The organism is Pseudomonas agronomica (genome assembly GCF_025917275.1).
GTDB classification, from domain to species: domain Bacteria; phylum Pseudomonadota; class Gammaproteobacteria; order Pseudomonadales; family Pseudomonadaceae; genus Aquipseudomonas; species Aquipseudomonas agronomica.
The window spans coordinates 1-6,314 of the sequence record NZ_JAOSHO010000301.1; the positions used below are offsets into that span (position 1 = coordinate 1).

The following is a 6,314-nucleotide window of genomic DNA, read 5'->3' on the forward strand; positions in this document are numbered from 1 at the left end:
GGAGCAAGCTCCCTCGCCACAGGTCCATTATTTTTCTTGCGTGCAGTGCTGGATCAGATCCCGCTCAACGCCAGGTCCATGGCGAAGTAGGTGAAGATCAGGTCTGCCCCTGCCCGCTTGATCGCGCCAAGGCTTTCACGCACCACGCGGGCTTCGTCGATGGCACCCGCCTGGGCGGCAAATTTGATCATCGCGTACTCGCCGCTGACCTGGTAGGCCGACAGCGGCAGGTTCGACGCCTGGCGAATGTCGCGGATGATGTCGAGATAGGCCCCGGCCGGCTTGACCATCAGCGCATCGGCGCCTTCCTGCTCGTCGAGCAAGGATTCGCGCAAGGCTTCACGGCGGTTCATCGGGTTCATCTGGTAGCTCTTGCGGTCGCCCTTCAAGGCACTTCCGCCCGCCTCGCGGAACGGTCCATAGAGCGCCGAGGCGAATTTGGTCGAGTAAGCCATGATGGCCGTCTGGCTGAAGCCCGCCTCGTCCAGGGCCCGGCGAATGGCCTGGACCTGTCCGTCCATGGCCGCCGACGGCGCGATCACGTCGGCACCGGCACGCGCCGCCGCCACGGCCTGCTTGCCCAGGTTGATCAGGGTCCGGTCGTTGTCCACTTCATGGCCGTGCAGCACGCCGCAGTGGCCATGATCGGTGTACTCGCAGAAACAGGTGTCGGACATCACGACCATTTCCGGCACGGCGTCCTTGCAGATCCCGGCCATGCGCGACACCAGGCCACGCTCGCTCCAGGTGTCGCTGCCGTCGCTGTCCAGGTGATGGGACACGCCAAAGGTCATCACCGACTTGATACCGGCGCGGGCATAACGCTCGATCTCGCCGGCCAGTTTTGATTCGGGAATACGCATCACACCCGGCATGCTCTTGATCGGCACGAAATCATCGATTTCTTCTTCGACGAAAATCGGCAGCACCAGATCGTTCAGGGTGAACTCGGTTTCCTGGAACAGGCTGCGCAAGCTTGCGTTGCGGCGCAGACGGCGTGGACGTGCTTCGGGGAACTGGCTGGACATGGGATTCCTGGGGCTAGAAATGGGGCTCGATCACAGGGAGCAAAGCTTATGCCCTGGCCGGCCAGGGCACAAACATCGACTGGAAAACAGAGTGTTACCGGCAGGGCAATAATCTGCTCAGAGCGTCAACGAGGCATTGATGCAGGTCACTCCGGAATCTTGAGTCCGCGAGCCACCGCCGGTCGCGCCAGGAAACGCTCCAACACCCGTGTCACGTTGGGAAAGTTCTGGATGCCCACCAAGTCACCCGCCTCGTAAAACCCCACCAGGTTGCGCACCCACGGAAACGTGGCGATATCGGCGATGGTGTAGCGCTCACCCATGATCCAGTCCCGGCCCTGGAGTCGGCCATCGAGGACCTTGAGCAGGCGTTTGCTTTCTTCGACATAACGGTCGCGGGGGCGCTTGTCCTCGTAATCCTTGCCGGCGAATTTGTTGAAGAATCCCAATTGCCCGAACATCGGCCCGATCCCGCCCATCTGAAACATCAGCCACTGGATCGTTTCATAGCGCGCCGCCGATTCCTGGGCCAGCAGTTGGCCGCTCTTGTCCGCCAGGTAAATCAGGATCGCCCCCGATTCGAACAACGCCAGCGGCTGATCCCCAGGGCCGTGGGGGTCGAGAATCGCGGGGATCTTGTTATTGGGGTTCAGCGACAGGAACCCAGGAGACAACTGGTCATTGTTGCCGAAGTCGACTTTATGCGGCTCGTAAGGCAGGCCGATCTCTTCGAGCATGATCGAGACTTTCACCCCATTGGGGGTTGGCAAGGAGTAGAGCTGGATCCACTCGGGGTACTGGGCCGGCCACTTTTGAGTGATGGGGAACGGGGTCAGGTTGGGCATGAAATGGGTTCCAAGTATCAGCCAGAAAGCTGAAGCATAAATCAGCTGATCGGCTTTGAGCTGTCGCCCGTTCTTAAATCCGCAACATCCTGTCGCTAACATTCGCTTCATTCCCTGGAGGGATGCCGTTAAAACACAGCGCACCGGCCAGGATCGAACCAACGGGCGGAACGGGACTCAGAGAACTGCCCCAAGGAATCGAAGCGGCGTAACGACAAGGAAAACACCCGAGCCCATAGGCTTCGCGGTGCCGGGGTTTGTCAGCCTGAATCGAAACCGAAGATGCCTATTCAATGATGAACCCACGCAAACTCACCCAATATTTCAAGCATCGTTCGTGGCTGATGCTACCGACGCTGCTGGTGGTCTGTGGATTGGTGTTGTCGCTGGAGTCCAGCGTGAGCCGCGCCCAGCCCGTCGATGGCGTGCAGACCCTGGTATTCCTGCGCCACGCCGAGAAACCCGCCGGAGGCCTGGGCCAGCTCAACTGCCAGGGGCTGAATCGCGCGATAAACCTGGCGACCCTGCTGCCGGAAAAATTCGGCAAGGCCGATTATGTGTTCGCCGCCAACCCTACCCGGAATGTCGAGGAGGGTGAGCTGGACAATTCCTACAGCTACATCCGCCCACTGATGACCATCAGCCCCAGCGCCATCAAGCTGGGCTTGCCGGTGAACATCGAATATTCGGCCAACGACACCAGCGACCTGGCCAACGAACTGCTGCACGACAAATACCACAACGCCACCATCTACACCGCCTGGTCCCACGGCTACTTGCCGGAACTGATCAACAAGGTCGCGGGCGAAGCGGTGGGCAAGAAACAGGAGATCACTGATGACTGGGCGTCGAGCGATTTCGATTCGCTGTACGTGCTGACATTGACCTGGCACAACGGCAAGGCCAGCCTGACCAGCCGGAGCTACAAGCAAGGGCTGGATAACGGGCGGGAGACGTGCCCGACGTAAGCACCAAGCCACTCATTTGACTGGACATCCAATGTGGGAGCGAGCCTGCTCGCGAAAGCGGTGTTTCAGCCACTGATGTGGTGCGTGCACTACCTCTTCGCGAGCAGGCTCGCTCCCACAGGGCTCGGTGTGTTGAATGATGGAAGCCGCCTCATCCGCCTCGGGCGGCGCGCTCAGTCAGATATTCCAACACCGCCAGCCGCTCCCCGGCGAACTCGATCCGCCCGCCCTTTTTCTCGCGCTGGAATACATACATCGGGTCGTAGTATTCACGCAGCAGGCCTTCGATCCAGCCGCGATGCAAATCGACGGCACCCGTATTGGCCTGCTCGACCAGGGCCGCTTCCAGGATCTCCATCAATCGCCGATGACGGTCGCCACCCAGGCGCCTGTGAATGTTGTCGAGACTCGACAGCAGTCGCTCGGAAAACAAAGCGAAACCTTCGTCGCCGTGCACGTCGATGAACTCGGCGCACAGGTTGATCACGTAGTCCTGCAGGATTCGCTCGACCCGCCGCTCCAGGCTGTCTTCCAGCCAGACCATCGGCACCTGCTGCATGCGCTGGTACAACGGCAGCGGGACGGCGCAACTGCCCACCATCCGACTCTCATCTTCCAGAACGAACTGCTCGATGCCGGCAGCACGCTTTTTCAGCACATCCACCGCCAGCAGGTTCTCGAAATCGATGTTGGACGGCTGTCCGGTGGCGCGCTTGCCAAAGCTCGAACCGCGATGGTTGGCGCAACCCTCCAGGTCAAGCGCATTGGGCAGTTGCGCCAGCACTTCAGTCTTGCCCGTGCCGGTCATGCCACCCAGCAAGACCAGGTCGCACTGGGCTGCGGCCTGCTCGACGGTTTCGAGCAAAAAGGTACGCATGGCCTTGTAGCCGCCGCCGACACGGGGGTAGTCGATACCGGCTTCGTCCTTGAGCCATTGCTGGACAATTTGCGAGCGCAAGCCGCCACGGAAGCAATAGAGCAACCCGTCCGGATGAGACCGGGCGAAGTCGGCCCAGGCCTGGATGCGCTGGGCCTTGGTTTCACCGGAAACCAGTTGATGCCCCAGGACAATGGCAGCCTGCTGTCCCTGCTGCTTGTAACAAGTCCCGACGCGTTGTCGCTCGATATCGGTCATCAGCGGCAGGTTGGCCACGCCGGGAAACGCGCCCTTGATGAATTCAACGGGCGCACGGGTATCCATCATCGGACGATCATTGAGGAAGATATCGCGGTAATCGGTAATGTCGTTGGGCATCAAGACACCTCGACCGCGTGGATCTGTCGCTCGACCAATTCGCCAATCGGTTCCAGTGCAAGGCCCAGCTCGGCGGCGACTTGCAGGAATTCGCCTTCACCTTCGGGCGTGACGGCAATCAGCAAGCCGCCGCTGGTCTGCGGGTCGCACAGCACGCGCTTGTGCAACTCCTGGACACGACCGACCTTGCTGGCGTAGCTGTCAAAGTTGCGCAACGTGCCGCCCGGCACGCAACCCAGGTCCAGGTAATACTCGACGCCGGGCAAGCGCGGCACCGCGTCATAACGGATGCGCGCGGTGAGCTGGCTGCCATCGGCCATCTCCACCAAGTGCCCGAGCAAGCCGAAGCCCGTGACATCGGTCATCGCGGCCACGCCGTCGAGCTTGCCGAAACGGCTGCCGGGCTTGTTCAGCGTGCACATCCAATCGCGGGCCAGGCCCACGTCGGCGGCGCGCAGCTTGCCTTTCTTTTCCGCCGTGGTGAGGATGCCGATGCCCAGGGGTTTGGTCAGGTAGAGACGGCAACCGGCAACAGCGGTGTCGTTGCGTTTCATGTGGCGTTTCTGCACGAGGCCCGTGACCGCCAGGCCGAAAATCGGCTCTGGGGCATCAATCGAGTGCCCACCCGCCAGGGGAATGCCCGCCTCATCGCACACCGAGCGGCCACCGCGAATCACTTCCCGGGCGATTTCCGGGGCCAGGACGTTGACCGGCCAGCCAAGGATCGCAATCGCCATAAGTGGATCGCCGCCCATGGCGTAGATGTCGCTGATGGCATTGGTGGCGGCGATGCGGCCAAAGTCGAACGGATCGTCGACGATCGGCATGAAGAAGTCGGTGGTCGAGACCACACCGCGCTCATCGTCAATCGCGTAGACCGCCGCATCGTCCCGGGAGGCGTTGCCCACCCACAGCTTGGGGTCAAGGTTCTGCGCACCGCTGCCGGCCAGAATCACCTCCAGGACCTGGGGCGAAATCTTGCAGCCGCAACCGGCACCGTGGCTGTACTGGGTCAGGCGAATCGGCTCGCTCATGGGCATACCTCTCGTAAGTCAAGGTGGGCGATTCTACCAGCAACACCCATCGTCCACCGCCAGTCGCGATCATTGGCCGCGCATCCGACGGAATTTTTCCGACGTGGGAAGACTCACTTGAACAATAGCCGAGCCCTCACAGGGAGATTGCCAATGGACCCAAACCCAGCCGCAAACAGCCATCTCGACTACGGCCTCGACACGCTGTTCGGCCGCGAGACCAAAAGCGTCGAGTGCCAGTTCGATGTCAAGCGACTCGATGATGGCGAGCCACCGTGGTTTGCCCTGCACGTCCGCCCGCCGCTGCCCGACGACCTGGCCAAAGCCCAGATCGTCGTGTTCAGCGCCGAAGGCCGGCGCATCAGCGGCATTGTCCGGCGCACCGAGCGCCTGGCCGATGACAGCCTGCAACTGGACGTCGAACCGGACTGAGTTGCCCCGGCCGGCGTTCCCCTGTTATCGCGTATCGCGCCCGTATTTGATCAGCGCAGTGGAGTCCGGGCCGACGGCCGTGGGATGATCGGTCTTCAAGCACGACCACCCGTGGAGCATTCGCATGACATCGCTGAGCCAAAACGCCGCTGCCCTCCTGCTGACGGCTATCGCCAGCCTCGTCGCAACGCCTGTCCTGGCTGCGCAACCCAAAGCCGCGGCGGAGGCCCCTGTTCAGAAGATTTCGATGTTGGGCGGCAAATTCAGTTTCAGCCTGCCCAAGGGGTTCACGGCGACGCCTTTGTCCGCAGGGGATGTGGCGCAGGGGACCGCCGGGGCGTCCGGCACGATGTACAGCAATGCCACGACCCGGACAGTGGTCATCACGGCGGAGAACACCCTGGTCGGCGGCGCGAACGTAGAGGATAACGACGCAGCCTTTCTCGACGCCACCTTCGCCGATTTCGCCGTTCAGAAAACCAAGACCCTGCCGGATGCCAAAATCCTCGGCGAACAAAGCCTGACCCAGAAAACCACCGGCCTGGGCCTGCGTCAGCTCGACACCAAGGCTACGCAGGGTGGTGGGCCAACGTTGGATACCACGTTGATCGGCGCATCCGGCACACGCATGGCCGTGGTGCAGATCATTTCCAGGGCCAGCGACCAGGCCGGCCATGAAGCGCTGGTGAAGCAGATCGCCAGCGGCAAGTGATGATTTGCTGTGGTTTTGTGGGAGCGAGCCTGCTCGCGAA

7 protein-coding genes are annotated in these 6,314 nt (G+C 61.6%); 3 read left to right on the top strand and 4 right to left on the bottom strand.

The features are described 5' to 3' along the window. Positions 1–53: 53 nt before the first annotated feature. Both hemB and OC610_RS18855 read right to left on the bottom strand, forming a co-directional pair. A complete protein-coding gene (gene hemB / locus OC610_RS18850; protein WP_264429790.1) occupies positions 54–1,028 on the bottom strand; it encodes a porphobilinogen synthase in 975 nt (324 codons plus the stop codon). 146 nt (positions 1,029–1,174) lie between these two features. After that, positions 1,175–1,873 carry a glutathione binding-like protein gene (locus OC610_RS18855; protein ID WP_264429791.1) on the bottom strand — a complete coding sequence of 233 codons (699 nt, stop codon included), beginning with the start codon at positions 1,871–1,873 and terminating at the stop codon, positions 1,175–1,177. A 293-nt stretch (positions 1,874–2,166) separates the two neighbouring features. On the opposite strand from OC610_RS18855, the gene OC610_RS18860 reads away from it, so the two are divergent. Further along, positions 2,167–2,841, top strand: a complete 675-nt coding sequence (locus OC610_RS18860; protein ID WP_264429794.1) for a histidine phosphatase family protein — start codon at positions 2,167–2,169, stop codon at positions 2,839–2,841. 151 nt (positions 2,842–2,992) lie between these two features. Here the strand turns inward: OC610_RS18860 and mnmH are convergent, their stop codons facing one another. After that, the gene (gene mnmH / locus OC610_RS18865; RefSeq protein ID WP_264429795.1) at positions 2,993–4,096 is read right to left on the bottom strand and encodes a tRNA 2-selenouridine(34) synthase MnmH; all 1,104 of its coding nucleotides are present in this window, start codon (positions 4,094–4,096) and stop codon (positions 2,993–2,995) included. Next, positions 4,096–5,130, bottom strand: a complete 1,035-nt coding sequence (gene selD / locus OC610_RS18870) for a selenide, water dikinase SelD (protein ID WP_264429797.1) — start codon at positions 5,128–5,130, stop codon at positions 4,096–4,098. Before selD ends, mnmH begins: the two co-directional genes overlap by 1 nt. 153 nt (positions 5,131–5,283) lie before the next feature. Between selD and OC610_RS18875 the strand changes: the two genes are divergently transcribed. After that, the gene (locus OC610_RS18875) at positions 5,284–5,562 is read left to right on the top strand and encodes a hypothetical protein (protein WP_264429798.1); all 279 of its coding nucleotides are present in this window, start codon (positions 5,284–5,286) and stop codon (positions 5,560–5,562) included. Positions 5,563–5,686: 124 nt separating this feature from the next. Beyond that, a complete protein-coding gene (locus tag OC610_RS18880) occupies positions 5,687–6,274 on the top strand; it encodes a DcrB/PsbP domain-containing protein (protein ID WP_264429800.1) in 588 nt (195 codons plus the stop codon). The last annotated feature ends 40 nt before the right edge of the window (positions 6,275–6,314 follow it).